This is a genomic window from Paraburkholderia phymatum (assembly GCF_040965635.1).
GTDB classification, from domain to species: domain Bacteria; phylum Pseudomonadota; class Gammaproteobacteria; order Burkholderiales; family Burkholderiaceae; genus Paraburkholderia; species Paraburkholderia phymatum_B.
In genome coordinates this window covers 272,654-299,367 of the sequence record NZ_JBFRCH010000006.1, presented here as the reverse complement: position 1 = coordinate 299,367, position 26,714 = coordinate 272,654, and the positions used below count along the sequence as shown (strand labels likewise).

Sequence of the window (26,714 nt, the reverse complement as noted above, 5' to 3'; positions counted from 1 at the left end):
CCATCCGGCGCTGACACATGAGGTGAAAACATGAACCGATCGATTCGTCTGCTCGCCGCTTCCGCTGTGCTCGCGGTATCCGGGCTGTCCGCCGTCGCGTCCGCATCGGCTGCAGAAGTGGTTGTCGTGGCGCCGGGCGCGCCGCCCGTCGAGCGCTTCGAAGCCGTGCCCGCACCGCGCGCGGGCTACGCATGGGACAAGGGGCACTGGCGTTGGGACCACGGCCGTTACGCGTGGGTGCCGGGTCACTGGCAGGTCCAGCGCGTCGGGTATCACTGGGTGCCTGGCCACTGGGTCGAGCATGGTCCGAACTGGCGCTGGATCGAGGGCCATTGGGCCTGATCGGCTGAATGAACGTTGAGCGGATGTCGATGCCGCGCGTTGACGCCATTGCGTGCGGCACGTCGATGTCCGTTGCCTGAACGCGCCCGAGAGCGCGCATACGCAACCATCAAGGGAGTCATCACATGAGAAAAAGGACCTTGCTCGCGATCGCCGTGCTGGCGGTCACGTTGGCCGGTTGCGTCGTCGTACCGGCACGCCCTGTCTACTATCAGCCGATGGGCGTCGTCGTGTATTGACGTTGTGGGAGGTCGGGCGCGCGTTCCGCATGGGACGGCGCCCGATTATTTCGCGTGCGTGTTGCTGTTGCCGGCGGTTGCTGACTACTCATGCTCACCTTGCGCTTCGGATTCGGAAGGCTCCGCGGGCAGTTCCGGCGAAGCGGCGGGCGCCGGCAGCGGCGCCATATAGCGCAACGAAAGCGCCTCGTACAAAGGCGGCGCAAACAGCCTCGCGACGCGGCTCGAAATCAGCGCAGTCGCCATCAGCGAAATCACGAGCGCATGCCCGTTGATCATCTCCATCACGATCACGAACGACGTAATGGGCGACTGCGTCACAGCCGCGAGATAGCCGACCATTGCAAGCGCAATCAGCATCGGCAGCGGCATGTCGGTGAACAGCATGTGTAGCACATTGCCGAAGCCCGCGCCGATCGACAGCGACGGCGCAAAAATGCCGCCCGGAATGCCCGGCAGATACGAGCCGACCACCGACGCCAGCTTCAGCAGCGGGTAGAACACCGACAGATGCTCACTGCCGTACAGCAGTCCGCGCGCTTCCGCGTAGCCGCTGCCGAACGTCGTGCCGCCCGAGATCAGTCCGATCAGCGCAATCACGACGCCGCACAGCGCGGCGAAGGCGACCGGCCGCTCGGCGTGCATCTGCCGCAGCGGCGCCGGAATCCAGCGCGCGGTGTTGAGCAGCAGCCAGCCGAACACGCCGCCCGCAATACCCGTGACGATGCCCGTGATGACGACGGCCACCGCGAACAGATCGAGAAAGTGCGTGCCGATGTCGATCGTGCCGAAGTACGTGTAGTTGCCGTTCAGTCCGAGCGCGACGATACCCGCGATGATGATCGCCGTGATCAGCACGCCGCTCGCGCGCGCTTCGAAGCTGCGCGTGAGTTCTTCGATGGCGAAGACGATTCCGGCGAGCGGCGTGTTGAACGCCGCCGACAGACCCGCCGCCGCGCCCGCCAGCACGAGCTGCCGTTCGATCTGCGCGTTCGAGCGCGGGTAGAGCCGGCGCAGGTTGAACATCAGCGCCGCGCCGACCTGCACGGTCGGCCCTTCGCGTCCGATCGTGAAGCCGCCGAGAATCGCGAGAAACGAAACGGCGATCTTGCCGAGCAGGATGGGGAACGTCAGCAGCCGCGCGCCGGACGCGCCCGGGTTCGTGTGCAGCGTCGCGATGACCTGCGGGATGCCGCTGCCTTCCGCGCCGGGGAAGAAGCGCCGCGTGAGCCACACGGACGCGGCCGCGACGGCGGGCGTCAACGCCAGCGGCAGCCACCAGTGCTCTTTCTGCAGACCGAGGAAAGCGTTGTAGCCCAGATCGATCAGCCGCGCATAAAAGACGGCCGTCAGGCCGACGGCGATCGCGCCCAGCCAGAAGATGCCGTACTGGCGCCAAAGACGCCGTATGCGCCGGCCGATGCTCGAGGACAGCATGGGTGTCCGTGACATGGAAATCGGGCGAAGGGCAAAGCGCAAATTATAGTGGCGGGAGCCGTGTCGATGCCGCGAAAGGGGCGTGATGGGTGCACCGGGCGCGATGGGCGCGCTATGCACACGCGAAAAGGCCGCGACGGATGCGAGCCAGCAGGAAGCCTCGCGGGCGCCCGGCGGCGGCCGTCCGTCAAGAGTCGTAACGTCGGGTAACGACAGAGCGGCGCTCGCAAGAATTGCCTCTGCACGCAATTCAGGCAATTCTTTTGATCTCGGCTAAAATTGTCGATTGCGACCGCGCAGGCTCAATGGGCAATCAATGAAGCGAATTCTCATCGTCAAAGTCACCTCCATGGGCGACGTAATACAGGCGCAACCGATCGTCTCGGACCTCAAGCGCGCGTTTCCTGGCGTAAAGGTGGACTGGGCCGTCGACGAATCCTTTGCGGAAATCGCCCGCTGGAATCCGGGCACCGACCGCGTGCTCTGCGCGCCGCTGCGCCGCTTCAAGAAGGCGCGCCGCTGGGGAGACTTCAAGGCCATCGCGCAGTCCATCGGCGAATTGCGCGCGTACCGCTACGACTTCGCCCTCGACATTCACGGCGTCTACAAGAGCGCGATCATCTCGTTCCTGTCGCGTTCGCGGCGACGGCTCGGTTACCGGTCGAAAGACCTGGGCGAGCGCGGCGCTGCGTTCGCGTACACCGGCCGCTTCGCGCCGCCGCGTGACAGGAACGCCTGGAACGCCATGCGCGAGACGGTGAGCACGGCGCTCGGCTACCCGCTCGAAGGCCCCGCCGACTACAACCTGCACATTCCCGCGCCTGCAAAGCCACTCGTCGACACGGGCGGCCGGCCGCTCGCGATGCTGTTTCACGCTGCGTCGAAGGACGACAAGAAGTGGCCGGCCGATCACTGGATCGCGATCGCGCGCGATCTCGTGCGGCGCGGCTTTCATGTCGCCGTGCCGTGGGGATCGCCTGCCGAGCGCGAAGAAGGTCTTGCGATCGTCAACGAAGTGGAAGGTGCGGAACTGCTGCCGCAACTGAGCGTCACCGAAATCGCGCAGGTGATTGCGGCGTCGGACTTCGTGATCGGCGTCGACACCGGCTTCGTCCACCTCGCGCACGCGCTCCAGAAGCGCACGGTGATGATCTTCATCGCGACGTCGCGCGAAATCTTCGGCAACAACGTGCCGTTCCGGTCAGTGTCGATTGGAGATGGCAACTCGGTGCCGCCCATCGCCGAGGCGCTCGCAGCCATCGATCACGTGCACACGGACCCACTGACGTTGAACGGACACGGAAAGTCGGTAGCGGCGGCCTAAGGCCTGTTCGCGTGGATCAGGCTGACCCGCAAAAAAGAAAAGAGGCGCACGCGCAGTTCGCCCAATTTCGGACGCCGTCGCGAAACGCCTCTGAAAAGCCCGCGCCCTAAGCGCGGACCGAGAGGAAACCTGCAGAACAAACCGGTACAACATCCGTAAAGACAACGCGAGTACGGACAAGTTCAACCATTTTGATTTTTTTCGGCGACCTTAGGCGCCGCTTATATGCCGGTTCAGCGCGGGTCTCGCGGCCGTTCGTCTGTTGCCGTTCCGCGGACCTTTCCGCACTTTGCGCCCACCTCGCTCCCCACCGTTTTCCCTCATTACACGGCTGTTAAAACTGTCGCTTTTCATTCGCCGTCAGCGCCGCCTTTCGACCAATCGGCTCGGGCTAGTGACGCGGTTGCCACCCCGGTCGCGCATTGGCCTGCCTGCCGAGGCTTTCCGGGCGGCCTTCATGCGGATCGGGTCAGGTCGCGGCGCGCGGATTGCCGGCCGGACGACGGCACAGCGCGTCGCGAGGCTTTTTCTCCCGTGTAACACAACCTCGGTGGACGCTTACAAATTGCAACGTTCGTCCCGGACGGGTTCGTGTTCAATCGAGGTCATTCGGGGTTCGCTCGAATAACGACATTGACTCAAAGGGAGAAAAAACGTGAAACGCTTGATGTTGGCTCTGGTGACGGGCGCGCTGCTGGCTGCATCGCTCAGTGGCTGTATCGTGGTGCCGGAAGGCGGCGGCTATCACCATCATCACGACTACTACTATCGCTGATCGCGTAACGGATGCTGATGGACGCCGCTCAGGCCATCAGCATTTCGAAGGCGACGACGGCGGCGATGGCCGCCGCGTTCGCCGCAACCGCTTCGACGACAATGCCTTTCCACGTCGCCGGCTTGAAGCGCAGCGCGAGCAGCAGCGAGCCGAGCAGCGCCAGTGCGATGATCACGACGACGTCCGCGTTGTGAAGATGTAAGTCCATCGATGCCTCCCTCAAACCGCCTTGTTGTCGATTCGAGTATAGGCATGCCAAAAAGGGCCGCGAAAACGGGAGTTTCCCTGCCCGCGTTCGCCCGGAGTCGGGTTTTCCGCGCCGGTGTCCGCATCTGGCGGTTCGCATTGCGCGAGGCTTCAAACAGAACGGCCCCGGCGCAGATCGCTTGCGCCGGGGCCGTTTGCATCGTCGGAATCGATGGCGGCGCGAGAGGTTACATCAACCTTGCATCGCGCGTCTCGCGCATGCAAAGCACGCCGAGCAGACTCAGCACAGCGGCAGCCGACACATACAGGCCGACCCACGACAGACCGCCCTGTGCGGCGAGCATCTGCGCGATGTATGGCGCAACCGACGCGCCCAGAATCCCGCCGAGGTTGTAGGCGACGCCCGCACCCGTATAGCGGACGTTGGTCGGGAACAGTTCAGGCAGCAGCGCGCCCATCGGCGCGAACGTCACGCCCATCAGGAACAGCTCGATGATGAGGAACAGCTGCACGAGCGGCATCGAGCCGCTGCCGAGCAACGGTGCCATGGTGAAGCCCGACAGGATCGCGGCGATGCAGCCGACGATCAGCACCGGCTTGCGGCCGAAGCGGTCGCTTGCCCATGCGGAGAGCGGCGTCGCGAGCGCCATGAACACGACGGCGACGCACAGCATGCCGAGGAAGCTCTGACGCGAGACGTGCAGCGTCGACACGCCGTACGACAGCGAGAACACCGTCGAGATATAGAACAGCGTGTAGCAGACGACCATAGCCAACGCGCCGAGCAACACCGGCGACAGATGGCGGCCGAGCAGCGTCGCGATGGGGACGCGCACGCGCTCCTGACGCTCGATCGCGGCCTGGAACGCGGGCGTCTCGGCGATCTTCAGGCGCACGTACAGGCCGAGCGCGACCAGCACCGCACTGACGATGAACGGCACGCGCCAGCCCCAGCTGCGAAACTGCTCGTCCGACAGCGACAGCGCGAGACCGAAGAACAGGCCGTTCGACGCGAGAAAGCCGATCGACGGTCCGAGTTGCGGGAACATGCCGAACCATCCGCGCTTGCCTGCGGGCGCGTTCTCGGTAGCGAGCAGCGCAGCGCCGCCCCATTCGCCGCCGAGGCCGATGCCCTGGCCGAAGCGCAGCACGCACAGCAGCACGGGCGCGAGGCTGCCGATCGAATCGTAGCCGGGCACGAAGCCGATCAGCGTCGTCGACACGCCCATCACGAGCAGCGAGGCGACGAGCGTCGATTTGCGGCCAATGCGGTCGCCGAAGTGCCCGAACAGAAACGAGCCGATCGGCCGCGCGATGAACGCGATGCCGAACGTGACGAACGCCGACAGCGCCTGAGCCGTCGCCGAGCCGTGCGGGAAGAACACGGGACCGATGACGAGCGCGGCGGCCGTCGCGTACACATAGAAATCGTAGAACTCGATCGCGGTGCCGATGAAGCTCGCGAAGATCACGCGCGAAGCGCTGCTCTGGCGGCCCGCGCCGGACTGCGCGCGGGAGAGGGGCGAGGTGGACATGCAGGGTCTCCAAATGTCGTTGACGCTGCCGCGAGGGGCGGGCGGTGCGTCTTTGTGTGTCTGGTGTGAGCGTAGCGGGTGCGCGCGTGATCGTGCGAACAGCGGTGCAAACGGCGGTGCAAACCGTGGCACAGACCGCGATGCAAACCGTGGCACGGGTCGCGTGCAAACCGTGGTTCAAACGGCGATGCAGACGGTGCAAGCGCGATGCAAGCTCGATTCAGGCGGTGGACTCGCGACGCGAGACGTTGCAACTGCAACGATTCGACAGCTTGCATCATGCTGACGTCTTCGAGCGTCGTGAAGAACACATAGCGTCGAAGCGAAGCACGATGCAAACGGGACGGACGCGCGCGCGGGTGGCGCGGCAACGTGGCGGTCGGACTGCGCGAGGCGAGCGGGTAGGCTCGTGACACGCAGCGATTGCCGGCGAACCCGGCGGGTGTTTAAAAAATTATAGCGACGGCGGGTGGCGCGCAGCAAGGCGCGCGTTCGGAGCGCGGCCGGCTGCGGCGCGCTTTTCTGTTACTCGAGCGTCTGCGCCTGCGGCGATGCGAACGTACGCAACTGGAATTTGCCGTTGTCGTTGAAGAGCCAATCTTCGAACAACTCGACCTGGCCTTTCGCGTTCAGCAGTTTCACGGGCGGCAGCGGCAACGGCGCCGAGCGTCGCAGCGTGGCGAGCGCGGTGCTCTCCGCTTCATCGTCGCCGTTCGTGCGATACACCGACGATGCCACGATCTGTCCATCGCGATCGACGACGAACGACACGACGACGAGCGAGCGCAGCATCGCTTGCGGGTTGCCGCGCAGCACATACGACGGGTTGCGTTCGACGATGCGTTGCGCGACGGCCGAACGGTACTGATCGAGCGTCGCGCTGTTGATCGCGGCGGGCGGCACGACGGCCGCCGGCCGTTGGGGCGGCGTGATCGTGAAGTTGCACGCTGCCGTACCGAACAGCGCAATAGCGAGTGCCGCCGCTCGCCTGATTGCTGGATGGACGCGGCTGTGAAGCGAGAGGATGGGCATCGCAATAACTCGCACGCGAGATGTCTCTTCATCGTAGGCGATGCATGTTGCGATTCAATGAGCGTTGCTACGGATGTGAGAGGTAGCGCGCAATGGGGGCGTCGGTGGCAGGATGGCGTTGCTTGTCGTCATTCTCTCGCGGCTTGAGCGACATGCGTTGTTTGACGATCGTGTGGTGCGGGCAGGACCGGAATTCGAATGAGGAGGTTTCGCGTGTCCGCAAGCGAAGGTTGAAGCAACCAGGAGAGGAGTGAGAGGCGGGGGCGCTCGAAGCGCTGCTTGAGGCGAGGTGGCGGAGGGTGTGGGATTCGAACCCACGAAGGCCGTAAAGCCTTGCCGGTTTTCAAGACCGGTGCATTCAACCGCTCTGCCAACCCTCCGAGCCCGAAATTGTAACCTGAAACGCTTCGCTCACGGGCAACAAACGAAGGAGCCGATCAAGGCTCCTTCAGAAAGAGCGCTTGAAGATCGTTGAGGAATGCCTGTCCGAGCGGCGTCGGCGCGATCTTCTCATGGTCGCGAGAGATCAGTCCGCGACGCTCCGCTTCCTGCAACGCAGGCTCGATCGACGTCATGGAGAGACCCGTGCGCTCGATGAACCGATGCACGGGAAAGCCCTCCACCAGGCGCAGCGCGTTCAACATGAATTCGAACGGCAGATCGCGCGCGCCGACTTCATGCTCTTCCTGCACGGCGTTGCCCGAACGCGCTTCTTCGATGAACGTCGCGGGATGCTTGAAGCGCATCTGCCGCAGGATACGGTTCGGAAACGACAGCTTCGTATGCGCGCCCGCGCCGATGCCGAGATAGTCGCCGAAGCGCCAGTAGTTCAGGTTGTGCTTGCTCTGCCGATGCGGCTTCGCATACGCCGACACCTCATAGCGCTCATAGCCCGCTTCACGCGTGCGCTCGTGAATCCAGTCCTGCATATCCGCGGAAGCGTCGTCGTCGGGCAGCGGCGGCGGGAACTTCGCGAACAGCGTGTTCGGCTCGAGCGTCAGGTGATACAGCGACAGATGCGGCGGCGCGAACGACAGCGCCGTCTCGATGTCCGCCTGGCATTCGGCCAGCGTCTGCTTCGGCAGCGCGAACATCAGATCGAGATTGAAATTGTCGAACGTCGTCGTCGCGACCTCGACGGCATGGCGTGCCTGCGCGGCATCGTGAATGCGGCCCAGCGCCTTCAGATGCGTTTCGTTGAAGCTCTGTATGCCGACCGACAGCCGGTTCACGCCGCTCGCGCGAAACTGCGCGAACTTGTCGGCTTCGAACGTGCCGGGGTTCGCTTCGAGCGTGATCTCGGCGTCGGCATCGAGCGGCAGCAGCGCGCGCACGTCCGACAGCAGCCGATCGAGTCCTTTCGCGGACATGAGGCTCGGCGTTCCGCCGCCGATGAACACGGTATGCACCTGCCGGCCCCACACGAGCGGCAGCGCCTGTTCGAGATCGCTGTGCAGCGCGTCGAGGTAATCGTCCTCGGGGAACGTGCCGCCCTTCGACTCGTGCGAGTTGAAATCGCAGTACGGGCACTTGCGCACGCACCACGGGAAATGCACGTAGAGCGCGAGCGGCGGCAGCGACGTCAAACGGATGCTGCCGGGCGACGTGAACGCCTTGATCACGCCGGCTCCCGTCGTCGATGCGTGGCTCACGCTTCCTCCTTTAGCCGCGCGAACAATTGCTGCAACGCGACCGCGCGATGGCTGCTCGCGTTCTTCACGGCAGGGTCGAGTTCGGCTGCCGTCGCGTTCAGCGCGCTCAGGTAGAAGTGCGGGTCGTAGCCGAAGCCGTTCGCGCCGCGCGGCGCGTCGAGAATCTCGCCGTGCCAGCGGCCTTCGGCGATCAGCGGCTCTGGGTCGTCCGCGTGGCGCACGAGCGCGAGCACGCAGAAGTAGTACGCGCGACGATCAACCACGTCCTTCAGTTGCTCGACGAGGCGCGCGTTGTTGGCAGCGTCGCTCTTCTCGCCGCCCGCGAGCTGCGCGTAACGCGCCGAATACACGCCCGGCGCGCCGCGCAACGCGCGCACGCACAAGCCGGAATCGTCGGCGATTGCGGGCAGGCCCGTCAGCTTCGACGCATGGCGCGCCTTCGCGAGCGCGTTTTCGACGAAGGTCGGATGCGGCTCTTCCGCCTCGGGCACGTTCAGCGCGCCTTGCGGAATCAGCTCGATTCCCGCCTTGCCGAAGAGCGCCGCGAACTCGCGCAACTTGCCCGCGTTGTTCGACGCCAGGACGATCTTGTGCAGCGCCGGTTGCATCGAAAGCGCCGCGCTTTCGCGACGATCACTCATCCTTTATCTCCAGCGCCGCCTTCTGCTTCGCGATCAGCGCCGCGATACCGTTTTGCGCGAGATCGAGCAGCGCGTTCATTTCGCCGCGCGAGAACGGCACGCCTTCCGCCGTGCCCTGAATCTCGACGAAGCCGCCGTCGCCCGTCATCACGACGTTCATGTCGGTGTCGCACTGCGAGTCCTCGTCGTAGTCGAGATCGAGCACGGGCACGCCGTCGAACACGCCGACGGACACGGCAGCGACGTAGTCGGTGATCGGCGACGTTTCGATGCGGCCCGTCGCAAGCAGCTTCGCGACGGCATCGTGCGCGGCGACGAAGGCACCCGTGATGCTCGCCGTGCGCGTGCCGCCGTCGGCCTGGATCACGTCGCAATCGATGTTCAGCGTGCGCGTGCCCAGGCGTTCGAGATCGAACACGGAGCGCAGCGCGCGGCCGATCAGGCGCTGGATTTCCTGCGTGCGTCCCGTCTGCTTGCCGCGCGCGGCTTCGCGGTCGCTGCGCGTGTGCGTCGCGCGCGGCAGCATCCCGTACTCGGCCGTGAGCCATCCCTGGCCGCGATCGCGCAGGAACGCGGGAACGGTCTCGGCGATGCTCGCCGTGCAGATCACCTTGGTGTCGCCGAATTCGACCAGCACGGAGCCTTCCGCGTGCTTCGTATAGTGGCGCGTGATGCGCACGTCGCGCAGCTGATCGGCGGCGCGGCCGCTGGGGCGTTTCGTGATGTCGTTCATCGTCGGAATCAAAAGGGAAGAAAGGGGCGGAAGGAAACTGCAATTTTACCGCCGATCGATCCGGCGACGCCCATGCGCAACTGCTTTCCGGCTGCCTCGCCGATAGTCACGCGGCCCGGTGCATCGGCGCATGCGCGGCGAGCACGAGCGCCGAACGACGTCGATACAAGCGCCGTCGCGCTATGCGATTTTTGCTCGCGTCGCAGCGCATGCAAAATGCCTCGTGGCCGGCTTCGGCTGCAGACGCCGTCCGGCGGGTCGCTGCGCCCGGCCGGCCCGGCAAAAATGGGATAATGCGCGTTCTCCGCCTCGCGTCTCGTACACGCCGGGCGACTCGAATCCCTGGTCGTGCAATGTGATCGCACATTCGCGCGACCGCAATCGCGAGACTGATCATGATCTACAGTATGACTGGCTATGCGAGCGCCACGCGCGAACTCGCAGCGGCATCGGGCAACGGCGGCGTCAGCGTGTCCGTGGAGTTGCGCACGGTGAACTCGCGCTTCCTGGACCTCAACTTCCGGATGCCGGAAGACGTGCGCGTCTGCGAGCCGACGCTGCGCGAAATGCTGATGAACAAGCTCTCGCGCGGCAAGGTCGACATCCGCATCAACCTGCAGCGCAGCGAGCAGGCGGCGAACGCGGGCGCGCTCAACCGCGATGCGCTCGCTCAGCTCGCGGTGCTGGAACGCGCGGTACTCGATGCGTTTCCCGACGCGGGACGTTTGCGTACTGGCGAAATCCTGCGCTGGCCGGGCGTGCTCGCCGAAAGCGGCGTGTCGCCGGAAGTGCTGCGCGATGCCGTGCTCGAATGCGGCAAGCAGGCGATCGGCGATCTGATCGACGTGCGCGGCCGCGAAGGCGCGCAGCTCGCGACGATGCTGCTCAACAACGTCAGCGAGATGGAAGCCATCGTCACGAAGATCACGCCGCTCGTGCCGGATCTGATCGCGAAGCATCAGCAGAAGATCGTCGAGCGCCTGCAGGAAGCGCTCGGCATCGCCGCGCCGGATACGGCGGCAACGATCGTGTCGCGCGAAGAGATCGCCGAGCGCATCCGTCAGGAAGTGACGATGTACGGCATTCGCATCGACATCGCGGAAGAGCTGTCGCGCCTCACCGCGCATCTGAACGAAACGCGCCACGTCATCCAGAAGGGCGGCAAGGTCGGCAAGCGTCTCGACTTCATGATGCAGGAGCTGAACCGCGAAGCGAACACGCTCGGCTCGAAGGCGGCCGCGAAGGAGCTCGCCGATTCGTCGATGACGCTCAAGCTGCTCATCGAGCAGATGCGCGAACAAGTACAAAACCTGGAGTAATACGGGAGTCTCACCAGCATGACCGAAACCAAACGCGAAAGCAGCGCGCCGCGCAATCCGTACGCAGGCGTCTATCCCGGCAACCTGTTCATGGTCGTCGCGCCGTCGGGCGCCGGCAAGTCGACGCTCGTCAACGCGCTGCTCGCGCGCGACCCGGCGATCCGTCTGTCGATTTCATACACGACGCGTCCGCCTCGTCCGAAGGAGCAGGACGGCGAGCACTATCACTTCACGACCGTCGAAGATTTCCTCGCGCGTCACGATGCGGGCGAATTTCTCGAAAGCGCGGAAGTGCACGGCAACTACTACGCGACTTCGCGCGTGTGGATCGAAGAGCAGATGAAGAGCGGCCATGACGTGCTGCTCGAAATCGACTGGCAGGGCGCGCAGCAGGTGAAGAAGCAGTTCCGCAATGCCGTCGAGATTTTCATCTTGCCGCCGTCGCTCGAAGCGCTCGAAGAGCGCCTCAAAAAGCGTGGGCAGGACGAGCCGAATGTAATCACGCGACGCCTTCTCGCAGCGGGTGGCGAGATGGCGCATGCAGCGGAAGCGGAGTACGTCGTGATCAACGAAAACTTCAATCACGCGCTTGCCGAACTGCAATGCCTCGTCTCGGCGACGCGTTCGCGCTTCACGTCGCAATACGCGCGCCACACGGACCTCTTCATGCAGCTCGGCATTCACTTGCCGCACGCCTGATACGGGCGAGCTCTCGAGGACATAAGGTAGAATAACCGACATACAGAGAAGGAATTTTCAACATGGCCCGCATTACCGTCGAAGACTGTCTGAAACAGATCCCGAATCGTTTTGAACTGGCGCTTGCCGCGACCTATCGCGCACGTCAGCTCGCTCAAGGCCACACGCCGAAAATCGAAAGCCGCGACAAGCCCACGGTCCTCGCGCTGCGTGAGATTGCGGCTGGCCAGGTCGGCGTCGAAATGCTGAAGAAGGTGCCCGTCTAAGGCGCGCTTCAACTTTCGATCGTCATGTAACTCAACCCAACGCGTGCAGACGGCACAATCGCAAAACGGAGGCGACCATGAGCACCAACCCCTCGCCATCCGCAACGGAAGTGGAACACGCTGCCCACGAACACGATAGCGAATCGCCATCGTCTGCACGCAAGTACATCGACGCGGTCCTCGAACAATCGTTTCGCCATCTGTTCGGACCGACCGCCACGCCAGAGCAGCCGCGCCGGCATGACGTCGTCTCCATTGCCAAGCTGACGTCCGCGCTATCCGGCTATCTGAGCCCGGAAGAGATCAAGGAAGTCAAAGCGGCTTTCCACTTCAGCGACGAAGCCCACCTCGGGCAATACCGTCAAAGCGGCGAACCCTACATCACGCACCCAGTGGCTGTCGCGGAGATCTGCGCGGCCTGGAAGCTCGACGCGCAGTCGATCATGGCCGCGCTCCTGCACGACGTGATGGAAGACCAGGGCGTGACCAAGACCGAGCTCGCGGAGCGCTTCGGCGCGAAGGTCGCGGAACTGGTCGACGGGTTGTCGAAGCTGGACAAAATGGAGTTCCGCAATCGCGAGGAAGCGCAGGCGGAGAACTTCCGCAAGATGCTGCTCGCGATGGCGCGCGACGTGCGCGTGATTCTCGTGAAGCTCGCGGACCGGCTTCACAACATGCGCACGCTCGGCGCCGTGCCGCCGGAAAAACGCCGCCGCGTCGCACGCGAGACGCTCGACATCTATGCGCCGATCGCACACCGGCTCGGCCTCAACAACACGTATCGCGAGTTGCAGGACCTGAGCTTCGCGAACTTCAATCCGCATCGTTACGCGACGCTCGAAAAGGCCGTGAAGGCGGCGCGCGGCAATCGCCGGGAAGTGGTCGGCAAGATTCTCGAATCCGTGCAGCGCGCGATTTCGGATGCGAAGCTCGACGCCGAAGTGACGGGCCGCGAGAAAACCATCTTCAGCATCTACAAGAAGATGCGCGACAAGCAGCTGTCGTTCTCGCAGGTGCTCGACGTGTACGGCTTTCGCGTGGTCGTCGAGAACGCGCTCGAATGCTATACGTGCCTCGGCGCGTTGCATGCGCTCTACAAGCCGGTGCCGGGCAAGTTCAAGGACTACATCGCGATTCCGAAGGTCAACGGCTACCAGTCGCTGCATACGACACTGGTGGGGCCGTTCGGCGCGCCGATCGAGTTCCAGGTGCGCACACGCAAGATGCACGAGATCGCGGAGGCGGGCGTCGCCGCGCACTGGCTGTACAAGAACGGCGGCGCAGATCTGAACGACGTGCAAAAGCGCGCGCATCAGTGGCTCAAGTCGCTGCTCGACATTCAGAGCGAAGTCGGCGATTCGAGCGAATTCCTCGAACACGTGAAGATCGATCTGTTTCCAGATGCCGTCTACGTGTTCACGCCGAAGTCGAAGATCATGGCGCTGCCGCGCGGCGCCACGGCCCTCGACTTCGCGTATTCGATCCACAGCGATCTGGGCAACCAGTGCGTCGCGGTGAAGATCAACAACGAACTGCTGCCGCTGCGCACCGAGCTGAAGAGCGGCGATATCGTCGAAGTGATCACCGCGCCGTATTCGAAGCCGAATCCCGCCTGGCTGGGCTTCGTGCGCACGGGCAAGGCGCGTACCGCGATCCGCCACTATCTGAAGACGATGCGCCTGAACGAGTCGGTGCAGTTGGGCGAACGCCTCGTCGATCAGTCGCTCAAGGGCTACGGACTGTCGCTCACCGACGTCACGCCGGAAGTCTGGGACAAGCTCGTGCTGTGGACGGGTAACAAGAACCGTCAGGAAATCTTCGCGGACATCGGCCTCGGCCGGCGCGTCGCCGCGGTGATGGCCAAGCGCATCGAAGTGCTGATGAGCGGCCGCGAAGGCCACGAAGCCGACGACGAGAGCCCGCGTGCCGAGCAGGGCGCGGCGCCGACTGCGCCACCCGTCGTCATCACGGGCACGGAAGGGATGTCGGTGCAGCTTTCCGCCTGCTGCCGGCCCATTCCCGGCGACGACATCATGGGCTATATCGGCATCGGCCTCGGCATGGCGATCCACACGACGGATTGCCGCGTCGCTCAGCGCATTCACAGGCGCGACCCGGGCCGCTGGATCGACGTCGCGTGGGCGCCGCAGCCGGGGCGGCTGTTCGACGTCGCGGTCAAGGTGCTGGTCAAGAACACCAAGGGAGTGTTCGCGCGCGTCGCCGCGGATATTACGTCCGCCGACGCGAACATCGTCCACATTGCGATGGACGAAGACCAGTCGCAAGAATCGACGGTGCTGCGCTTCGTCATTCAGGTCAGCGACCGCGTGCATCTCGCGAACGTGATGCGCCGCGTGCGGACCAATCCTGACGTGATGCGCGTCGCGCGCGAACGTCCGAGCGAAGAAGGGCATCGTCATCACGACGGCGGCATGCGGATCGAACGCGAGCGCGCCGATTACTGAAATCGAAGTTGAGCGGCTTTCGCGCCGTTTGCACTACCGCGCGCAAGCCTTTGCCTGTTTTCACGGGAACAACGCGATGAACGTAGCTGATCTCTCCGGCCTCGCGCTCGACTACTGGGTCGCACGCAGCCTGCACGACTTCGTCCGCGAAATCCACTTCACCGATAGCGGCCGCGTCGTCTCGATTCGCGGCAACGACCGCGGCCGCGCATGGGATGGGCGCTTCACGCCGTCGACATCATGGGAAGCGGCGGCCATCGTGCTCGAACGCGCGCAGCGGCTCGAAATGCGCGAGCGCACGCGTGATGGCGCGGCGCATTGCGCCGCCGAATTCGAGGGCGGGCACGGGACGGTGTCGGCGCATGGCGAATCGCTGCGTAACGCGCTGCTGAGGGCCTTCGTGATCAGCCGCTTCGGCGATACCGTCGACGACGTGCTGCGCCAGCCTCAGGCGCTCTTTGGGGCGCGCGCGACGCCGATCGGCGAGCAGGCGTCGCCGTTGGGCATCGAGAACGAATTGCCGAAGCCGGATGGCGAAATCGGCGATATCAAGTCGACGCCGCGTTGACACGAGGCCTCACGCGCAGCACGATTGGGTAAAGAAGGTAAAAACGGCCCCGGAAAGACAAAGGGCCTTCCGGATGGAAGGCCCTTCATGGGTGGCGCGGCTGGCAGGATTCGAACCCACGACCCCTTGGTTCGTAGCCAAGTACTCTATCCAACTGAGCTACAGCCGCACGCTAAACTTGAACTGCTGGGTGACGCGCACTACGCGTAGTGCATCGCGTACAACCCGGTGAAACGAAAGGGCCTTCCCGGAGGAAGGCCCTCGAAAGAGGTGGCGCGGCTGGCAGGATTCGAACCCACGACCCCTTGGTTCGTAGCCAAGTACTCTATCCAACTGAGCTACAGCCGCACGCAGAAATGAGATTATAGCAATGTCTCGGAAAAAGGGAAGGGCTGACCCCTGAAATTTGTGACAGCAGCCGTATCATGTACCCTTGGTACATGGATGTCCGCTAGAACGCCGAATCATTATGAACAAAGCCTTTGTCAAAGAACCGACTGACGAGAACGACGACGACCTCGCAGCCGCTCAACCCGACGTGCCCGCGGGCGCGAAGAACTACATCACGCCTGCCGGCTACCGGCGCTTGCGCGATGAACTGCTGCATCTGATCGACGACGAGCGGCCCGAAGTGGTCAAGCTGGTGTCGTGGGCGGCGTCGAACGGCGACCGTTCCGAGAACGGCGACTACATCTATGGCAAGCGGCGGCTGCGCGAAATCGACCGTCGTATCCGCTTTCTGACCAAGCGCATCGATCTGGCCGAGGTCGTGCACAGCAGCCAGCAGGAAAACACGGATCAGGTGTTCTTCGGCGCGGCCGTCGAATACGCGACGGAAGACGGCGAGACGCACACGGTGAAGATCGTCGGCATCGACGAGGTGAATCTGGACGAGGGGCACGTCAGCTGGATTTCGCCGGTCGCGCGCGCATTGCTGAAGGCGAAGATCGGCGACCAGGTGACGCTGCATACGCCTGCGGGTCCGCAAACGATCGACGTGCTGGACGTGGTCTATCCGACGCGCGAGGAAGAGGGGGACGCGTAGGCGGCTTCAAAGGCCTTTGAGGGCTGTAACTTCGCCGATGAAGCGCAGCGAGGGCCGAAAAAACGAGGGCCCGCGCGATAATCGGGGACGAAAAAAAGGCGCCGCAAGCGGCGCCTTTTTCATGCTGCGAGCACTGCTGATGCTTAGAAGCGGTGACGCAGGCCAGCCGTCACAGCGACTTGCTTGTTGTTGCCCGAAGCAGCCAGACCGTTGATGTCTGCATTGACGATCGCGTTTTCGTTGACTTGCTGGTATTCGCCCTGCAGGTACACGTCGGTGCGCTTCGACAGTGCATATGCCGTTTGCAGGTTGAACTGGTTCCAATGCGGACGCGTGCCAGCCAGGCTTGCACGGGTGTACGTGTACGAGCCAGCGATGCTGATTGCCGGCGTCAGAGCGTAACGTGCGTTCGCTTCGAAGTTCTGGAAATGAGCGCTGCTGCCGCCGAAGCCGCCGACGCCGCCCGTTTGACCCGATGCGCCCGCGCCGATGCCCGACAGGCCCGACAGGTTCGTCTGCGAGTACACGAGGCCAGCCGTTGCCGGGCCAAACGTGTAGTTCAGGCCTGCGCCCCACGTTTGTTGACGCTGCGCGAAGAACGTGTTGTCGCCCGTCACTGCGCCGCCCGAGTTGAACGCTGCCGTGTTGCTTGCCAGCGAGCCGTTGCTGTTCAGTTGCAGGTAAGCAGCTGCGAAGTTGAAGCCGGCGAAGCTGTACGATGCGCCCGCGCTGTATGCGCGGTTGTTCGCGAAGCCGTCAGCCTGGTTCGAGAAGCCGTACAACGCGCCGAACTTGAAGCCAGCGTAGTTCGCGCTCGTGTACTTGACCGAGTTGTTGATACGGAACGAGTTGTTCAGGTTGTCGTTATCGAACGGGTGAGCGAACTGCGTGCCACCGTATTGCGTGCCCGTCAGCGACAGCGGACCGACGTAGTCGACCATGCTGTCGTATTGACGGCCGAGGGTCACAGCGCCGAACTGGTCGCTTGCGAGACCGACGAACGCCTGGCGGCCGAACAGACGGCTGTTCTGCTTCAGCGTGCCGTCATTGATGCCGAAGCCGTTTTCCAACGTGAAGATTGCCTTCAGGCCACCGCCGAGGTCTTCAGCGCCGCGCAGGCCGAAACGGCTGCCGTTCACCGAACCCGTCGTTTCTTGCCAGTTGCTGTGGCCGTGCTGGTTGTTCGTGTAGGTGATGCCGGCGTCGATCAAGCCGTACAGCGTGACGCTGCTTTGCGCATGCGCAGCCGTTGCAAATACGCCCGTCAGGGCAGCGACCATGAGAGTCTTTTTCATCTTTGTAACTCCGAGAACAGGATGGGTTTTCGTACCCAGGCTTGAAGGAAACTTCACGCGAGCGCTGCGAGAGGCAAATCGCGTGAACAACGCACGGTGACCGACGTGCGTTCGTTTCCGGGTAGGCAAAGTGTAGAGACGTGGCTTGCCAGATGGCCGTTCCGAATTTCGCAATAAAGTATTACGCGATAGGAAATTATCGAGCGAAAGCCTGAAAGCCTTATTCAGAAAGGCTTTCAGGCTGATTGAGTCGTGCCAGGAGAGGGTGTCAACCTTTACGCGTTGTTCAATTACGACACGAAATGATGTGCGAAAACAACGCGAAAATGGCGGAATTCAGATTGTTGTCAGCTTTGAAATAGTAGTTTGCGAGATGCGCATCTATTCAAATCCGTAGCCGGCGCTATACTAAAAGTTCTGCTTTTCGAAGCAGACTTTTTCGTTGACGAAAAAGATCTCCAAACCTTTGTCGGCGCGACTTTCTTCAAGTCGCGCTTTTTTTTGCCTGCGCGTACTGCATCGGTTTATTGATGCTTTCCATCCGGAACGACAGGAGCAAATTCGAGTCCCGGCGTCAGGCTCCAATCTTCGATCACATAGTGACGTGCATCCATTGGGGATGACAGCAGGTTCTGCCAGTGATCGCCGTGCCACATCGGATCGAACTCCAGCGCGGATGTGCGCTGCGCGGAGCTGTCGGCGCGCGGCGAATCTTTCGGGGAGTGGAACAGTTGGGCGGCGACGCGGAGGAGGGTATCGAACAACATGGCATTTCTCCAATTGCGAACTGCTGGCTGAAATCTTGCGTCTCAGGTGTTACCTTAACAACCCGTGGAAACACTTACGAAAGACACGATTTGTTACATGGCGGAAAAATTTGCGCGCGTGTCTGTGTTATAGCAGATGGAAACCGGCAATACAGACCGATTTTATTCCGCATACTTTAAGAAATTCCCGCGCTTGCGTTCGGTTTAATGACCGGCTTGACGAACATCCGAACATGAATTTGAAACCGCTTGACGCCTCGATCCGGTTCCCCGTATAAATGCGATGCTGGATTTTCGATAGCGGAGCGCTAATCCGTGCTTTACGCACATATTTCTGTTTTTTGAAATTCGTGAATCGTAATCGGCATTAAATGGCATTGCCTGTTTAGTCAAATATCGAGGAAAGTGGAATATGGAAACGGGTGTCGTCAAATGGTTTAACGATGCTAAAGGCTATGGCTTTATCACGTCCGACGCGGGCGGCGAAGATCTCTTCGCGCACTTCTCGGAGATCCGTGCAGAAGGGTTCAAGTCGCTGAAGGAGAACCAGCGCGTGTCGTTCGACGTCAAGGCCGGCCCGAAGGGCAAGCAAGCTGCCAACATCCAGCCGATCTGATCTTCGTCGAGCGTTCGTTCTCTTGTAAAACCCTCGCATTTGCGAGGGTTTTTCATTTCTCGCGCGATGAACGTTAATGCGGCATTCGAATCCATGCCGGCCGGATAGAGGGTTCGAAAACGGTTCTCCCGCGTGCAAACCGATGAGGTTAATTCCGGAAACCAGGAGTAATCCCTGATTGATGATTTATTTATGACAGGTAACCGGAATGAACATAATCTGGCGCGCGCGGGAAACGGGCCAGACGCAAATTCCCCAGGCGTGAAAATCGCGTACGCAAGTGGTGCTGTCGATAGGGCATACTTCTACCAAGTCCTGCATTGCACAAGTTCTTCTCATGTCCGTACCGTTTCTGCCTGATCGAGCCCTCGATGTGCCGATCGCCTTCGTCGACCTCGAAACTACGGGCGGCTCCGTGGGCACTCATCGGGTCACGGAAATCGGCATCGTCGAAGTGGGGCCGAGCGGCGCGTCCAGTTGGACCACCCTCGTCGACCCCGGCCAGCCGATTCCCCCTTTCATTCAGCAGTTGACGGGCATCACCGACGACATGGTGCGCGGTGCGCCGACGTTCGAATCGATTGCCGCGGATCTGTTCGCGCGGCTCGAAGGCAAGCTTTTCATCGCGCACAACGCCAGTTTCGATCGCGGATTCCTGCGCAATGAGTTCCAGCGCGCGGGCTACGCGTTCAATCCGGATGTGCTGTGCACCGTGCGCCTGTCGCGCGCGCTGTTCCCGGCGGAAAAGCGCCACGGACTCGATGCGCTTGTCGAGCGCCATGCGCTCGTGCCGTCGGACCGACACCGTGCGCTCGCCGACGCCGATCTGCTCTGGCAGTTCTGGCAGCGCCTGCACGGTCTGGTCCCTGTCGACGTGCTGCGCGCGCAGATCGACAAGACGATGCGTCGCTACCAGTTGGCGGGCGACATCACCGAGGATCTGCTCGATACCGCGCCGGCCGGCTGCGGAGTGTATGCGTTCTATGGCGAGGGCGACGCGCCGCTGTACGTCGGTCGAAGCGTGCGCGTGCGGCAGCGTCTGCGCTCGCATCTGACGGGCGAGCGCCGTTCGTCGAAAGAGATCAGGCTTGCGCAGCAGGTTCGGCGCGTCGAATGGCGCGCGACGGGCGGCGAGATCGGCGCGCTGCTCGCGGAAGCGCAGTGGATCGCGATGCTGCGTCCGCCGCTCAACCGTTTGCCACGCGTGAGCCGCGCCGATCCTGTCGATGCTCCCTGGCCTTACGAAGGCGCGATTGCGTTCGAGGAGCGCGATGCGTCGGAAGGCGCGCGCATCTTTCATGTCGTCGACGGGTGGCGCTATCTCGGGCACGCGCCGTCGCTGGCCGAAGCCTCTGCGCTGCTTGCCGCGGGCGCGCGCGGCGCGTTCGAGCTGTCCACATGGCGCATCCTCCAGACGCACCTCGCGCGCGGGCTGCGCGTGCTGCCGCTGTTCCGCGCACCGGGTGAGGCCGGCGCCGCTGCCGTGGCCGCTCCCGCGACGGCAACCGTCGATGCGGCCTAGCCCGTCGCCCCGACGCCGCCCGCTTCGCACACATGCCCGAGCGCTCGCGTGAGCGCGACATTGCGCGTGTTGTCGTAGCGGGTGAGCGATTTCCAGTTGTCGATGCCGCGTGCGACGCGTGTCGGGCAGTCGTCCTGCGCCCGCAGTGTCTGCACGCGCGCTAGCGCGGCGATCAGCGATTGCGTCAGCTTGTCCAGTTGCGGCCTCAGGCTGGTTGAGAGATCCGGCGCCGCGCCTTCGGGCGGACGGGCTGCGCGCCAGGAATCGAACAGCGCGTTCTGCACTTCCTTGCTCGCGTCGATCTGGTCCTGGAAGAACGCGCGCGCGAACGCGGGATCGACACCCGCCTTGGTCGCGCGCTTCTCGACGTCGGTGAGCAGCGCCTGCTCGCGCGGCGTATCGGTGATCGGCTGATGATGCGCCCACTTGTAGCGCGCGACTGGCTCGGCCAACGACAGACGCTGCGAGACGAGCGCGATCAGATTGGTGAGCGCAGTGTCGTCGCCATCGGCGTGCGCGGACGTCGGCGCGAAGGCGAAGGCGAAGGCGAAGGAGAGCACGATCGCGCCAAGCGCGCCGAGGTGAAGCGAACGGATCATTGAGCTTTAGACAGCCAAAGGCTGCACACGAAGGAAAACACGGAAGAATAGACGAAGCGCGCGACATGCGTGGCGCATGTACATCGCGACGGCCAGAGCCGCAGCCGAGAAAGACGAGGAGACAAGTCAGCGGATACCGACGAGCGCGCGTGCGGCACGTTGACGCGTCGTCAGCCGCCGCTCAGAAGAAGAAAGGCAAAAACGCAAAGGCGCACAGCACCCGCGCCTCGATATGCGGAGCGCACCGACGCGCAGCGACATTGCGCGCATCGATCCGATGCGCGAGCCCCGATGCTGCGGTGCATACGTCAACCCTTACTTCGGTTCGCACGACTTGCGTTGTTCGTCGAAGAACGCGCGAACATGCTCGGGCAGTTCCGAGCCGAGAAACTCGACGCCTGCCGGTTCCGGATCCGGGCTCGAGACCTTGTCGGGGGTCGGAATCTTCGGCGGTTTGGTATCCATGATGTTCTCTCCTTTACGAAAACATTATCTTCCTTGGCATGCGTGCCGGACCAGCGCTGCCGCACACAGCCGATGTTTTGGCGCGCCCCTGTTGCTTTAACGGCACAGGGGTCCCAGGCATTGAAGCGCCTTGTTTAAAATTTAACGATTGTCTTATTGCAGCACGTCTAAACACTCTCTCGCGGCCGTTGCTATACTGCGCGCTCACTCTTTTCAGGTAGCGATGGCACGCCCGACACGCTGGATCGGTCTCGTATGGCTGGCGCTGGTACTCAACGTACTGTCGCCCGTCATCGGCTATGCGCGTGCTCCCGGCTCGCAAGGTCCGCTCTCCGTCGAACTCTGTCATGCGGCCGGCGCGAAGAACCTTGTCATCGACCTCGGCGATTCGCACGACAGCACGCCGAAGTCGCATCTTGTCGTTCCCCACTGTGTCTACTGTCCGGGCTTCGCCGCCAACTTCGCGCTTGGCGCGAGTGTCCCGTTCGTTCCGCCTCCCGTCCGTGCGTTTGCTTACGCGCGCACTGTCGAGCCGGAAGTCGTCTTTGTGCGCCGCAGCGTACGCGTCGCACAACCCCGCGCCCCTCCCGTCACGTCGATCTAAAGCCCTTTCAGCCCGCTCGTTCGCCTGCGTCTGACGTCGTCAAGACGTAGCTGGCGGCGAGCCGCCGCGCGTGCCTTTCCTCCCGGGTTCCCGCTTGCCGCGTCAGCCATGCGGCGAGCGGCTTGGACATGCGCACCGGCAGGGCGTCTTCGATCACGTTTTCAGGACTTTTCATGCGCATCGTTTCCGCTGCGCTGTCCGCACGCACGCCACGTTCTGTGGCATGCGCGGCAGTGTTCGCCATTCAACCTGCATGGGCCGGTCAAAGTACGACCGATCGTGCCAACCCGGATACTTCGGTTTCCCACTCTTCTGTAACGAGCGATTCCGCGGATTCGTTGACGGAACCCGCCGGCACGCTGCAAGCCATCAGGGTCACGTCCGCGCGACCCGCGCCCGCGTTTGCGCCGGATACGCCTGGCGTCGTCGAAACCGTCACGCGCGAGCAGATCGATGCGCGCAACGTCGTCAATACGGAAGACGCGCTGAAGTACGCGCCGAACGTGATGGTGCGCAAGCGCTTCACGGGCGACCGCAACTCGGTGTTCGCGGGCCGGGACTTCAACGAGCTGCAGAGCGCGCGCGGCCTCGTCTATGCCGACGGCTTGCTGCTGTCGAATCTGCTCGGGTCGAGCTATGCCTATCCGCCGCGCTGGTCGCTGATCGCTCCCGACGACATCGCCCAGGTCGACGTGCTGTACGGGCCGTTCTCGGCGCTCTATCCGGGCAACTCGATCGGCTCGACGGTGCAGATTACGACGCGCAAGCCCGAGAAGCTCGAAGCGTCGCTGGACACGGAGCTTTTCACGCAGCATTACGACGACCGCTATGGCTTCACGAAAAGCTTCGGCGGCAATCATGAGTCGGCGCATATCGCAGATCGCATCGGCCGCTTCTGGTATTCGCTGACGCTCGATCGTCTCGAGAACAACAGCCAGCCGTTGCAGTACGCAAGCCCGAACAGCGCGTACAACGCGAAGCTCGGCGCACCCGTCGCGGTGACGGGCGCGGCAACGGATACCGGCCCGAACGGCCAGCCGCGCGTGATCGTCGGCCCGCAGACGATGGAGCGCACCGAGCAGATCGGCGAATCCGTGCGCATGGGCTACGCGCTGACCGATCACCTCGACGCGACGCTCACGCTCGGCCACTGGGAGAATCACTACAAGGACCGCGCGCAGACCTTCCTGACGGATGCCGCGGGCAACCCCGTCTATGCGGGCAACGTGACGCTAGGCGGGAAGAACTACACGATCGCTCCGACCGCGTTTTCGCCCGCCAACGGCGATCAGGAGAACTGGCTCTACGCATTCGGCCTGAACGCGCGGCTCGATTCGGGCTGGAAGCTGTCGGGCATCGTATCGGCGTACGACGTGTCGCGCGACGTGCTGCGCTCGTCGACGACGGCGCCGCCCGCTGCCTATGGCGGCGGCCCCGGCACGATCTTCTTCGGCGACGGCACCGGTTGGCGCACGCTCGATCTGAAAGCGGAGTCTCCGTCGTACGCGGGCCACGCGCTGACGGTCGGCTATCACTTCGACGACTACTTCCTTCGCAACGAGACCTTCAACACGTCCGACTGGCTGAACGGTTCTCCGTCGACGCTCGCCGGCACGTTTCGCGGCGACACGCGCAACCAGGCGCTCTACGGACAGGACGCGTGGCGTTTCGCGCCGGGCTGGCTCGCGACGCTCGGCGTGCGCTACGAGCGCTGGGACGCATACAACGGCGCGCTTGGCAACGGCACGTCGACGTTCGGCTACGCGGACGGCAGCGCGAACGCGCTGTCGCCGAAAGCGTCGGCGCAATGGCAGGCCACGCAAGACTGGCTGTTCCGCCTGTCGTTTGCGACGGGCACGCGCTTTCCTACCGTCGGCGAGCTGTTCCAGGGGACGATCTCGAACAATGCGATCGTCAACAACAATCCGGGCCTGCGCCCTGAGAAGGCAATCGACTGGGACGTTACGGCCGAGCGCGACGTTGGCGTGGGCGTCGTGCGGGCGAGCGTATTCCAGAGCGACCTGCGCGACTCGATCTACAGCCAGACGACGGTCAACGGCGCATCGACGGTCACGAACATCTCGAACGTCGACCGCGTGCGCGTGCGCGGCGTCGAACTGGCGTTCTCGGGGCAGAACGTGCTGCTACACGGGCTCGATCTCGACGCAAACGTCTCGGCGACCAACGCGCGCATTCTGGCCGATTCAGCGAACCCGTCGTATGTCGGCAAGCGCTTCCCGCGCATTCCCGTGATGCGCGCGAATCTGCTCGCCAACTACCGCTTCAACCCGCAATGGCAGGGCAGCGTCGGAATACGTTATTCCGGCCGCCAGTACAACACGCTCGACAACAGCGACATCAATCCCGATGTCTACGGCGGCACGAGCTCGTTTCTGGTCGTCGATCTGAAGGCGCGTTACCAGATGGGCAAGCACTGGCTCGCGTCGGTCGGCATCGACAACCTGACGGACCGCCGCTACTACGTCTTTCACCCGTATCCGGGCCGCACGCTCTACGGAGAACTCAAATGGTCGCTTTAAGAAAATGGGCGGCGGCGCTGGTCGCCGGCTTGTCGCTGACAGTGATCGCGCAGCCGTCGATCGCGCATGACACTTCGAACGATCCGCACGCGGGGCACGCGATGCAGATGGACATGGCGGGCACGAGCGGCACGAGCGGCACGAGCGGCACGAGCAGCACGAGCAGCACGAGCAGCACGAGCGGCACGAGCGGCACGAGCGGCACGAGCGGCACCAGCGGCACGAGCGGCACGAGTGGCACGAGCGGCACGAGCGGCACGAGCAGCACGAGCGGCACGAGCGGCACGAGCAGCACGAGCGGCACGAGCGGCATGGGATCGTGCGCCGGCGCGAAAGCCGCGAACGCAGCCAAAGCGCCGCTCGCGACGGGCGCCGCATTCGATGCGAAGCATCGGCTGTGGGTGGCATGGGTCGAAGGGCAGCATATCGTCGTCGCGCATTCGGACCACGCCGACAAAGCGGACCGCACGCTGTCGCCGCCCGTCGCGGTCAACGCGATGCCCGAGCCGATCTACACGAGCGCCGAGAACCGTCCGGAGATCGCCGCGAGCCCGGACGCGAAGACGATCTACGTCACGTGGTCGATGCCGCTCGACGCCCCGTACACGGGCATGGTGCGCTTCTCGCGCTCGATCGACGGCGGCGCGATGTGGAGCGTGCCCGTCACTGTCCACGGCGACCGCCAGCCGATCACGCATCGCTTCGATTCGATGATCGTCGACGGACAGGGGCGCATCTTCGTCGCGTGGATCGACAAGCGCGATCTGACGGCGGCGAAGAAAGCGGGCAACGCGTATGACGGCGCGGCCGTCTACTACGCGGTATCGACGGACGGCGGGCAGTCGTTCCAGCCCGAGCGCAAGGTCGCCGACCACACGTGCGAGTGCTGCCGGATCGCACTGGCGCTCGACAACGAAGGCCGCGTGCAGGCGATGTGGCGCAACGTATTCGACGGCCAGATCCGCGATCACGCGCTCGCCGTGCTGCCCGCCGACCCGCGCGAGGCCGTCGTGCCGATTCGCGCGACCTTCTCCGGCTGGCACGTGCAAGCGTGCCCCGAGCACGGCCCCGCGCTCGCGGTCACGCCGGACGGCGTGCGGCACATGGCATGGTTCAGCGTCGTCAACGGACGCGCCGACGTCTACTACTCGCGCCTCGACGCGAACGGCAAGCCGATCGGCGAGCCGTGGGCGTTCGGCGACACGGGCAAGCCCGACGAGCAGGCGTCGCACGCGGCGCTGATCGCGCAAGGCAAGACGCTGTGGCTCGCGTGGAAGGACTTCGACGGCGACACGATGCGTCTGATGCTGCGCCGTTCCGACGACGAAGGCGCGCACTGGAGCGCGCCGCGCATGCTCGCGCAGACGGCGGGCGGCAGCGACAATCCGCAGTTGCTGGAAGACGCGGGGCGCGTCTATCTGTCGTGGCGCACGCAGAACGACGGCTACATGCTCGTTCCGGCCGGGGAGGGCAATCAATGAAACGAATCGGGATGGCACTCGCCGGCGCCTTGATCGCTGTCAGCGCGCACGCCGGCGGTCTCGAACCTCTGCGCGCATCGGACGTGAACGCGCTTTTCGCTGCGCCGCAAGGCAAGCCGCAGATCGTCGAAATCTGGTCGCTCGATTGCAGCTACTGCCGCGAGAACGCGGCGCGGATCGTCGAATGGCAGAACAAGCATCGCGACGTGCGGCTGACGATGATCGCGATGGACACCATCGACGATAACGCCGCTGCGTTATCGCAAGTGCTCGCGTCGCTGCCGTTGCCGCCACAGACCGCGCTCTACGCGAATGCCGAGGCGATCCCCGACAAGCTGCGTCGCGCGCTCGACCCCAACTGGCACGGCGAGATGCCACGCACGCTGCTGATCGACGCAAACGGCGCACGGCAGGCGACGAGCGGACTATTGCAGCCTGCCGTGCTCGACGCCTGGCATCGGTAACGCGCAGCGAGCCAGGTTTTCGCGCTTCGCTTCAGGCTTCGTGCTTCAAGTTCGTGGTTCAAGTTTCAAGCTTCAAGCTTCA

Annotated in this window: 26 protein-coding genes, 3 tRNA genes and 1 pseudogene; 14 read left to right on the top strand and 16 right to left on the bottom strand. The window is 63.6% G+C overall.

The window, feature by feature from the left end; genetic code table 11:
- The first annotated feature begins 30 nt into the window (after positions 1-30).
- Positions 31-342: a hypothetical protein gene (locus AB4Y32_RS15010; protein ID WP_368722064.1), complete on the top strand. Its 312-nt coding sequence runs from the start codon at positions 31-33 to the stop codon at positions 340-342.
- 323 nt (positions 343-665) lie between these two features.
- Here AB4Y32_RS15010 and AB4Y32_RS15005 read toward each other — a convergent pair whose 3' ends face one another.
- Complete coding sequence (locus AB4Y32_RS15005) at positions 666-2,033, bottom strand: chloride channel protein (protein WP_368722063.1); 1,368 nt, start codon at positions 2,031-2,033, stop codon at positions 666-668.
- 301 nt (positions 2,034-2,334) lie between these two features.
- On the opposite strand from AB4Y32_RS15005, the gene waaC reads away from it, so the two are divergent.
- Entirely contained in the window at positions 2,335-3,342 is a 1,008-nt protein-coding gene (gene waaC / locus AB4Y32_RS15000; protein ID WP_368722062.1) for a lipopolysaccharide heptosyltransferase I, read from the top strand.
- 803 nt (positions 3,343-4,145) lie between these two features.
- Here waaC and AB4Y32_RS14995 read toward each other — a convergent pair.
- The 7 genes from AB4Y32_RS14995 to rph all read right to left on the bottom strand — a co-directional run bounded on the left by AB4Y32_RS14995 (position 4,146) and on the right by rph (position 9,917).
- Positions 4,146-4,325 carry a hypothetical protein gene (locus AB4Y32_RS14995; protein ID WP_087737987.1) on the bottom strand — a complete coding sequence of 60 codons (180 nt, stop codon included), beginning with the start codon at positions 4,323-4,325 and terminating at the stop codon, positions 4,146-4,148.
- A 226-nt stretch (positions 4,326-4,551) separates the two neighbouring features.
- On the bottom strand, positions 4,552-5,859 hold the full coding sequence (locus tag AB4Y32_RS14990; protein WP_368722061.1) for an MFS transporter: 1,308 nt from the start codon (positions 5,857-5,859) through the stop codon (positions 4,552-4,554).
- 525 nt (positions 5,860-6,384) lie between these two features.
- A complete protein-coding gene (locus tag AB4Y32_RS14985) occupies positions 6,385-6,891 on the bottom strand; it encodes an energy transducer TonB (RefSeq protein ID WP_368722060.1) in 507 nt (168 codons plus the stop codon).
- Between the two features lie 290 nt (positions 6,892-7,181).
- A tRNA-Ser gene (locus AB4Y32_RS14980) sits at positions 7,182-7,271 on the bottom strand.
- Between the two features lie 57 nt (positions 7,272-7,328).
- The gene (gene hemW, locus AB4Y32_RS14975) at positions 7,329-8,543 is read right to left on the bottom strand and encodes a radical SAM family heme chaperone HemW (RefSeq protein WP_368722059.1); all 1,215 of its coding nucleotides are present in this window, start codon (positions 8,541-8,543) and stop codon (positions 7,329-7,331) included.
- Complete coding sequence (gene rdgB / locus AB4Y32_RS14970; RefSeq protein WP_368722058.1) at positions 8,540-9,184, bottom strand: RdgB/HAM1 family non-canonical purine NTP pyrophosphatase; 645 nt, start codon at positions 9,182-9,184, stop codon at positions 8,540-8,542. The genes hemW and rdgB overlap by 4 nt, the downstream gene beginning before the upstream one ends.
- Positions 9,177-9,917, bottom strand: coding sequence for a ribonuclease PH (gene rph / locus AB4Y32_RS14965; RefSeq protein ID WP_368722057.1), 741 nt, complete (start codon positions 9,915-9,917; stop codon positions 9,177-9,179). Before rph ends, rdgB begins: the two co-directional genes overlap by 8 nt.
- A gap of 395 nt (positions 9,918-10,312) precedes the next feature.
- Between rph and AB4Y32_RS14960 the strand changes: the two genes are divergently transcribed.
- From AB4Y32_RS14960 to AB4Y32_RS14940, 5 genes are all read left to right on the top strand, one after another.
- The gene (locus AB4Y32_RS14960; RefSeq protein WP_087737992.1) at positions 10,313-11,236 is read left to right on the top strand and encodes a YicC/YloC family endoribonuclease; all 924 of its coding nucleotides are present in this window, start codon (positions 10,313-10,315) and stop codon (positions 11,234-11,236) included.
- A gap of 18 nt (positions 11,237-11,254) precedes the next feature.
- The gene (gene gmk, locus AB4Y32_RS14955; RefSeq protein ID WP_368722056.1) at positions 11,255-11,935 is read left to right on the top strand and encodes a guanylate kinase; all 681 of its coding nucleotides are present in this window, start codon (positions 11,255-11,257) and stop codon (positions 11,933-11,935) included.
- 62 nt (positions 11,936-11,997) lie between these two features.
- Positions 11,998-12,201: a DNA-directed RNA polymerase subunit omega gene (rpoZ, locus tag AB4Y32_RS14950; protein ID WP_087737994.1), complete on the top strand. Its 204-nt coding sequence runs from the start codon at positions 11,998-12,000 to the stop codon at positions 12,199-12,201.
- Positions 12,202-12,278: 77 nt separating this feature from the next.
- Positions 12,279-14,666, top strand: coding sequence for a bifunctional (p)ppGpp synthetase/guanosine-3',5'-bis(diphosphate) 3'-pyrophosphohydrolase (locus AB4Y32_RS14945; protein ID WP_368722055.1), 2,388 nt, complete (start codon positions 12,279-12,281; stop codon positions 14,664-14,666).
- 76 nt (positions 14,667-14,742) lie between these two features.
- Positions 14,743-15,234, top strand: a complete 492-nt coding sequence (locus AB4Y32_RS14940; RefSeq protein ID WP_368722054.1) for a phage protein NinX family protein — start codon at positions 14,743-14,745, stop codon at positions 15,232-15,234.
- A gap of 92 nt (positions 15,235-15,326) precedes the next feature.
- Here the strand turns inward: AB4Y32_RS14940 and AB4Y32_RS14935 are convergent.
- Positions 15,327-15,403 (bottom strand) — tRNA-Arg (locus AB4Y32_RS14935).
- A 102-nt stretch (positions 15,404-15,505) separates the two neighbouring features.
- A tRNA-Arg gene (locus tag AB4Y32_RS14930) sits at positions 15,506-15,582 on the bottom strand.
- A gap of 121 nt (positions 15,583-15,703) precedes the next feature.
- On the opposite strand from AB4Y32_RS14930, the gene greB reads away from it, so the two are divergent.
- Entirely contained in the window at positions 15,704-16,279 is a 576-nt protein-coding gene (gene greB / locus AB4Y32_RS14925; protein WP_368722053.1) for a transcription elongation factor GreB, read from the top strand.
- A gap of 143 nt (positions 16,280-16,422) precedes the next feature.
- Here the strand turns inward: greB and AB4Y32_RS14920 are convergent, their stop codons facing one another.
- Both AB4Y32_RS14920 and AB4Y32_RS14915 read right to left on the bottom strand, forming a co-directional pair.
- On the bottom strand, positions 16,423-17,574 hold the full coding sequence (locus AB4Y32_RS14920) for a porin (RefSeq protein WP_368722052.1): 1,152 nt from the start codon (positions 17,572-17,574) through the stop codon (positions 16,423-16,425).
- A 524-nt stretch (positions 17,575-18,098) separates the two neighbouring features.
- Positions 18,099-18,341, bottom strand: a complete 243-nt coding sequence (locus AB4Y32_RS14915) for a hypothetical protein (protein ID WP_368722051.1) — start codon at positions 18,339-18,341, stop codon at positions 18,099-18,101.
- Between the two features lie 412 nt (positions 18,342-18,753).
- Between AB4Y32_RS14915 and AB4Y32_RS14910 the strand changes: the two genes are divergently transcribed.
- Complete coding sequence (locus AB4Y32_RS14910) at positions 18,754-18,957, top strand: cold-shock protein (RefSeq protein WP_368722050.1); 204 nt, start codon at positions 18,754-18,756, stop codon at positions 18,955-18,957.
- A 337-nt stretch (positions 18,958-19,294) separates the two neighbouring features.
- Positions 19,295-20,479 carry an exonuclease domain-containing protein gene (locus tag AB4Y32_RS14905; RefSeq protein ID WP_368722049.1) on the top strand — a complete coding sequence of 395 codons (1,185 nt, stop codon included), beginning with the start codon at positions 19,295-19,297 and terminating at the stop codon, positions 20,477-20,479.
- Here AB4Y32_RS14905 and AB4Y32_RS14900 read toward each other — a convergent pair.
- Positions 20,476-21,078, bottom strand: a complete 603-nt coding sequence (locus AB4Y32_RS14900) for a chorismate mutase (RefSeq protein WP_368722048.1) — start codon at positions 21,076-21,078, stop codon at positions 20,476-20,478. The genes AB4Y32_RS14905 and AB4Y32_RS14900 overlap by 4 nt on opposite strands.
- A gap of 315 nt (positions 21,079-21,393) precedes the next feature.
- Positions 21,394-21,543 carry a hypothetical protein gene (locus AB4Y32_RS14895; RefSeq protein ID WP_368722047.1) on the bottom strand — a complete coding sequence of 50 codons (150 nt, stop codon included), beginning with the start codon at positions 21,541-21,543 and terminating at the stop codon, positions 21,394-21,396.
- A 223-nt stretch (positions 21,544-21,766) separates the two neighbouring features.
- On the opposite strand from AB4Y32_RS14895, the gene AB4Y32_RS14890 reads away from it, so the two are divergent.
- Positions 21,767-22,147 (top strand): DUF2946 domain-containing protein, encoded by a 381-nt coding sequence (locus AB4Y32_RS14890; protein ID WP_368722046.1) that lies wholly within the window; start codon positions 21,767-21,769, stop codon positions 22,145-22,147.
- A gap of 7 nt (positions 22,148-22,154) precedes the next feature.
- Here AB4Y32_RS14890 and AB4Y32_RS14885 read toward each other — a convergent pair whose 3' ends face one another.
- On the bottom strand, positions 22,155-22,391 hold the full coding sequence (locus AB4Y32_RS14885; RefSeq protein WP_368722139.1) for a hypothetical protein: 237 nt from the start codon (positions 22,389-22,391) through the stop codon (positions 22,155-22,157).
- On the opposite strand from AB4Y32_RS14885, the gene AB4Y32_RS14880 reads away from it, so the two are divergent.
- Positions 22,321-24,687 (top strand): TonB-dependent receptor, encoded by a 2,367-nt coding sequence (locus tag AB4Y32_RS14880; RefSeq protein WP_368722045.1) that lies wholly within the window; start codon positions 22,321-22,323, stop codon positions 24,685-24,687. The two genes, AB4Y32_RS14885 and AB4Y32_RS14880, sit on opposite strands and share 71 nt — an antisense overlap.
- On the opposite strand, the gene AB4Y32_RS14875 is transcribed toward AB4Y32_RS14880, so the two are convergent.
- Entirely contained in the window at positions 24,671-25,000 is a 330-nt protein-coding gene (locus AB4Y32_RS14875; protein WP_368722044.1) for a hypothetical protein, read from the bottom strand. The two genes, AB4Y32_RS14880 and AB4Y32_RS14875, sit on opposite strands and share 17 nt — an antisense overlap.
- Between AB4Y32_RS14875 and AB4Y32_RS14870 the strand changes: the two are divergent.
- Together AB4Y32_RS14870 and AB4Y32_RS14865 are read left to right on the top strand one after the other, a co-directional pair.
- Positions 24,922-26,168: pseudogene (locus AB4Y32_RS14870) on the top strand (exo-alpha-sialidase). The gene AB4Y32_RS14875 and the pseudogene AB4Y32_RS14870 sit on opposite strands and share 79 nt — an antisense overlap.
- Positions 26,165-26,632 carry a TlpA family protein disulfide reductase gene (locus AB4Y32_RS14865; RefSeq protein ID WP_368722042.1) on the top strand — a complete coding sequence of 156 codons (468 nt, stop codon included), beginning with the start codon at positions 26,165-26,167 and terminating at the stop codon, positions 26,630-26,632. Before AB4Y32_RS14870 ends, AB4Y32_RS14865 begins: the two are co-directional and overlap by 4 nt.
- The last annotated feature ends 82 nt before the right edge of the window (positions 26,633-26,714 follow it).

What these genes read in the sequence shown, in the direction of transcription:
- AB4Y32_RS14920 (WP_368722052.1), bottom strand. Translation starts at nt 17,574, where the DNA reads ATGAAAAAGACTCTCATGGTCGCTGCCCTGACGGGCGTATTTGCAACG.
- greB (WP_368722053.1), top strand. Translation starts at nt 15,704, where the DNA reads ATGAACAAAGCCTTTGTCAAAGAACCGACTGACGAGAACGACGACGAC.
- AB4Y32_RS14865 (WP_368722042.1), top strand. Translation starts at nt 26,165, where the DNA reads ATGAAACGAATCGGGATGGCACTCGCCGGCGCCTTGATCGCTGTCAGC.
- AB4Y32_RS14890 (WP_368722046.1), top strand. Translation starts at nt 21,767, where the DNA reads ATGGCACGCCCGACACGCTGGATCGGTCTCGTATGGCTGGCGCTGGTA.
- AB4Y32_RS14875 (WP_368722044.1), bottom strand. Translation starts at nt 25,000, where the DNA reads ATGCCGCTCGTGCCGCTCGTGCTGCTCGTGCCGCTCGTGCCGCTCGTG.
- AB4Y32_RS14995 (WP_087737987.1), bottom strand. Translation starts at nt 4,325, where the DNA reads ATGGACTTACATCTTCACAACGCGGACGTCGTCGTGATCATCGCACTG.
- AB4Y32_RS14910 (WP_368722050.1), top strand. Translation starts at nt 18,754, where the DNA reads ATGGAAACGGGTGTCGTCAAATGGTTTAACGATGCTAAAGGCTATGGC.
- AB4Y32_RS14985 (WP_368722060.1), bottom strand. Translation starts at nt 6,891, where the DNA reads ATGCCCATCCTCTCGCTTCACAGCCGCGTCCATCCAGCAATCAGGCGA.
- AB4Y32_RS14990 (WP_368722061.1), bottom strand. Translation starts at nt 5,859, where the DNA reads ATGTCCACCTCGCCCCTCTCCCGCGCGCAGTCCGGCGCGGGCCGCCAG.
- AB4Y32_RS14880 (WP_368722045.1), top strand. Translation starts at nt 22,321, where the DNA reads ATGCGCATCGTTTCCGCTGCGCTGTCCGCACGCACGCCACGTTCTGTG.
- rpoZ (WP_087737994.1), top strand. Translation starts at nt 11,998, where the DNA reads ATGGCCCGCATTACCGTCGAAGACTGTCTGAAACAGATCCCGAATCGT.
- AB4Y32_RS14895 (WP_368722047.1), bottom strand. Translation starts at nt 21,543, where the DNA reads ATGGATACCAAACCGCCGAAGATTCCGACCCCCGACAAGGTCTCGAGC.
- AB4Y32_RS14960 (WP_087737992.1), top strand. Translation starts at nt 10,313, where the DNA reads ATGATCTACAGTATGACTGGCTATGCGAGCGCCACGCGCGAACTCGCA.
- gmk (WP_368722056.1), top strand. Translation starts at nt 11,255, where the DNA reads ATGACCGAAACCAAACGCGAAAGCAGCGCGCCGCGCAATCCGTACGCA.
- rph (WP_368722057.1), bottom strand. Translation starts at nt 9,917, where the DNA reads ATGAACGACATCACGAAACGCCCCAGCGGCCGCGCCGCCGATCAGCTG.
- AB4Y32_RS15010 (WP_368722064.1), top strand. Translation starts at nt 31, where the DNA reads ATGAACCGATCGATTCGTCTGCTCGCCGCTTCCGCTGTGCTCGCGGTA.
- rdgB (WP_368722058.1), bottom strand. Translation starts at nt 9,184, where the DNA reads ATGAGTGATCGTCGCGAAAGCGCGGCGCTTTCGATGCAACCGGCGCTG.
- AB4Y32_RS14900 (WP_368722048.1), bottom strand. Translation starts at nt 21,078, where the DNA reads ATGATCCGTTCGCTTCACCTCGGCGCGCTTGGCGCGATCGTGCTCTCC.
- AB4Y32_RS14940 (WP_368722054.1), top strand. Translation starts at nt 14,743, where the DNA reads ATGAACGTAGCTGATCTCTCCGGCCTCGCGCTCGACTACTGGGTCGCA.
- AB4Y32_RS14915 (WP_368722051.1), bottom strand. Translation starts at nt 18,341, where the DNA reads ATGTTGTTCGATACCCTCCTCCGCGTCGCCGCCCAACTGTTCCACTCC.
- AB4Y32_RS14885 (WP_368722139.1), bottom strand. Translation starts at nt 22,391, where the DNA reads ATGGCGAACACTGCCGCGCATGCCACAGAACGTGGCGTGCGTGCGGAC.
- AB4Y32_RS14945 (WP_368722055.1), top strand. Translation starts at nt 12,279, where the DNA reads ATGAGCACCAACCCCTCGCCATCCGCAACGGAAGTGGAACACGCTGCC.
- AB4Y32_RS15005 (WP_368722063.1), bottom strand. Translation starts at nt 2,033, where the DNA reads ATGTCACGGACACCCATGCTGTCCTCGAGCATCGGCCGGCGCATACGG.
- AB4Y32_RS14905 (WP_368722049.1), top strand. Translation starts at nt 19,295, where the DNA reads ATGTCCGTACCGTTTCTGCCTGATCGAGCCCTCGATGTGCCGATCGCC.
- waaC (WP_368722062.1), top strand. Translation starts at nt 2,335, where the DNA reads ATGAAGCGAATTCTCATCGTCAAAGTCACCTCCATGGGCGACGTAATA.